The 3,140-nt window shown below is 54.9% G+C and carries 2 protein-coding genes; one reads left to right on the forward strand and one right to left on the reverse strand.

Going from position 1 to position 3,140, the window contains the following annotated elements; all coding sequences use genetic code 11:
• Positions 1-746 precede the first annotated feature (746 nt).
• Positions 747-2,735 (forward strand): DNA phosphorothioation-associated putative methyltransferase, encoded by a 1,989-nt coding sequence (locus TW83_RS20160; protein WP_162198081.1) that lies wholly within the window; start codon positions 747-749, stop codon positions 2,733-2,735.
• Here TW83_RS20160 and TW83_RS21310 read toward each other — a convergent pair.
• A partial coding sequence (locus tag TW83_RS21310; protein WP_162198082.1) for a hypothetical protein occupies positions 2,686-3,140 on the reverse strand: 455 nt, incomplete at its 5' end. The genes TW83_RS20160 and TW83_RS21310 overlap by 50 nt on opposite strands.

Consider the following 3,140-nt stretch of genomic DNA (forward strand, 5'->3'; position numbering starts at 1 on the left):
CAAGGTTGGGGAGCAGAGCATCGCGATGCTGCCGTTCGTCTAACACGCAGCGAACGACAGCATCCCGCCCTTCGTGACGGACCAGGCGCCGACCGATCTGCGCCGGCGACGAACGTCCGCTCCTGCGTCCTGAGAGCTTTGGCCTGCCGCACCACCCTCGGTCCGCTTTGTGCCCTTCGCGTCGCCGCTAGTTTAGTTTAAATCCCCTACTTTACCAATCAGCCAGTATTTCCGCAGGGTGCGCCGGCGCAGACTTCGATCATCCCTATCAGAGGGACCGCTCTGCCATCTCTCGGAGGCTTACTAAGCGGATGCAGTTCGACCAGAGATCCTTTTGCCTTGGAAGGAGCTTATATCTAACGTCAAAAAGTAGATAAAAAAGACCGCATGGCTTCAAATCATTGCAAGCTGACCACCGCTCCGACGCAGTCATCAGCTTCAGAGAAACACGGTCGCTAGAGAGCAAAATGAAGCCTATCTGCGCCAGGACCGGTGAAGACCTCCCGTCTTTTAATCCTTGAATATAATGAGAAATTCCGGCTAAAGCTGGATTTAAAGACAAGTTCGTTCAGGGTATTTGGCGGAGGTAGTGTAACAAATACCGAACTCTCTCCGGCATCAGTGTCGCCTCGTGTCGTTTTCTGAGTAACTAGGGAGGACGAAAACGACCAGCTATGGCCAACTTACCACCACGCTGGCATGATAATGCACACCGTTCGTACGGCCCCTTATTGAAAGGCCCACCGATGCATTCGGAAGCTCCTGGCAAGATTGTTGCTGGCTATCTCTACTTACATCGAGATGGAGTCGCGGGCCTGGAGCCGGTTTCACGGCAAAACATGTGGACTGCTGAAGCCATAGCGAACGCATCGCAATGGAACGTCGTAAAGTTATGGAAGAACGGTCAGGAGAGAATTTCGTTTCTCACGTACGAGGATTTTGAGTGTTCCTTCCCTGCTTTACTCGAGAGCGTCACCGTTAATCTTAAGAACCGTACCGCAGTTCGTCGTTCGTACCGAGCGCGTGCCAATCCGCCTGTTCTTCATCGCAAAGAACTACTCCTGCCAGCTGATCACCCGAGGCGCGACGAGTACAGCGAACTGACGCTAGGCCTCGAACGCATAGGCCTTCTGAGAGAGACCAGTTCAATTGGGACAAGGCTTGCATGGGACGAACGCATGCGGGAAGCTGGCGTCCGAATTGTCGGGCATAGAATTGAGCTACTTATCGAGCCGCTTTCACAGCCAGATGTTACCATACAGCGTCATCTCGCGGCGATTCGGAGGTACGGGTTATCATTACCAATTCAGTCACTGATCCGGTATGGCTTGATCAATGAAGAAACGACGGTGTTCGACTACGGGTGCGGATACGGATCGGATATCGAAGGGCTTCAGGCCGCCGGTATTTCGGCCGCCGGGTGGGATCCATACTACGCACCGGATCAGATATGCGCGCCAGCTAACGTCGTAAACCTCGGCTTTGTTCTGAATGTTATTGAGACCCCCGCCGAGCGGCAGGATGTCCTGCGGTCGGCTTTTGCTCTCGCGCAACGCTGCCTTGCGGTCGCCGTCATCACCTCTAGCCGGGCGCAAACAGAGACGTGCCGACCCTATGGTGACGGGCACGTCACTCGCCTCGGTACGTTTCAGAAGTTCTATCGCCCGGGAGAACTCAAGGAATTTATTGAAGCCACACTCGGCAGAGAAGCATTTCAAGCCGGACCGGGTCTCTTCTTCATTTTTGCAGATTCGTTGTCCGAGCAATCCTACCTTCTGTCTCGACAAACTCGCCGGTCCGCACCAAGCGTGAGCGCCGCCGCACGGCGAAAGGCGGCGCGAGAAGCAGCCTTTGAGGCTCTCCGACCTGACCTCGAAGCCATTGTGGCAGTAGCGACAGACCTTAGAAGATGGCCAGCAGTGGTCGAACTTCCGAAAGAAATACTTGAACGGCTCGAGGCGGCTAATACTTCGGCCGCGAAAGCAATCAGTTTGGCGAGCAGCCTTTCTGACCCCGAATTTTTGGACGATGTAGCCGAGCAGAGGCAGGAGGATATCGCTGTCTATCTAGCGCTCAACCAATTCAATCGCCGTCGAAACTACAGGGACTTACCAGAACCTCTCAAAAGGGATGTTCGCGCGCTGTTCCAAAATTTCACCACGGCGCAAGCAACAGCGCGTGATCTGCTTTTCTCCCTCGCTGACTCTGAGCTTCTCTGCGCAGCGGCCAAGGCTACCGCCAGTGAAGGTCTGGGTTATTTAGACGAAAAAATGAACTACTGGGTAAGCACGGAACTTACACCGCGACTTCCCGCAGTTCTGCGTTGTTTTGCAGGCTGTGCCGAGAAGTACGCCGGTGGCTTCGACGAGATGCAACTTGTGAAGCTTCACCTTCGAACTGGCAAGCTGACAGGTTTCCGCTATGCAGACTTTGAGCTTTCCCCTCTTCCGCGTCTCGAGGTTCGAACCAAGGTCGATCTAGGGCGGCAACGAATCTCGGACTTCGACCACCACGGTGAGGATCAGCGCCTGCTCTTGAAGTCTCGCTTCATGGCGCCTGATCAAGCAGGATTTGATCGTCAGAAGCGGTTCGATGCTCAAGCGAGTGCAGTCGGACTGGATCGGCTTGGTACCCGTGCCACCGGAGCGGAGATAGCGTTGGTAGCGAAAGCTGCAGACCTTATTCTCAGCGGGTGGAGTTGGGCGCCCACTGGGCCTCGGGCCGATGCAGGTTGAGAATGAGGAACCGCGCCGGTCTATAGCCCCTTTCTTCAATTGCGAGGGAAAGCGGAATATCCGACTCAATGTCTCGAGCCTTAAGCAACAGTATATTCTGAATCAACATTAGGAGCAGTCTTGTCGCCGCATAGAAATGTGAAACCATCGCCAACCCGCCCGAGAGGGGGGTGTTGTCCTTGCCATGGAAGATGTGGTTTCGGAAGATGCGAACGAGTTCTGCGGCTGCCGCAGCACCGGTAAGCCCGTACTTGCTATCAATCAACGCAATGTCGCCCTGCAAATTGCTCTGCTCCCCAACCTTGGACCGCCGGATGCTGGAATTTTCCGGCTTGTGCTCTGCTCCCCAACCTTGGACCGTCGGATGCTGGAATTTTCCGGCTTGGTGCTCTGCTCCCCAACCTT

It is taken from the genome of Paracoccus sp. S4493, assembly GCF_000967735.1.
Taxonomy (GTDB): Bacteria; Pseudomonadota; Alphaproteobacteria; order Rhodobacterales; family Rhodobacteraceae; genus Paracoccus; species Paracoccus marcusii.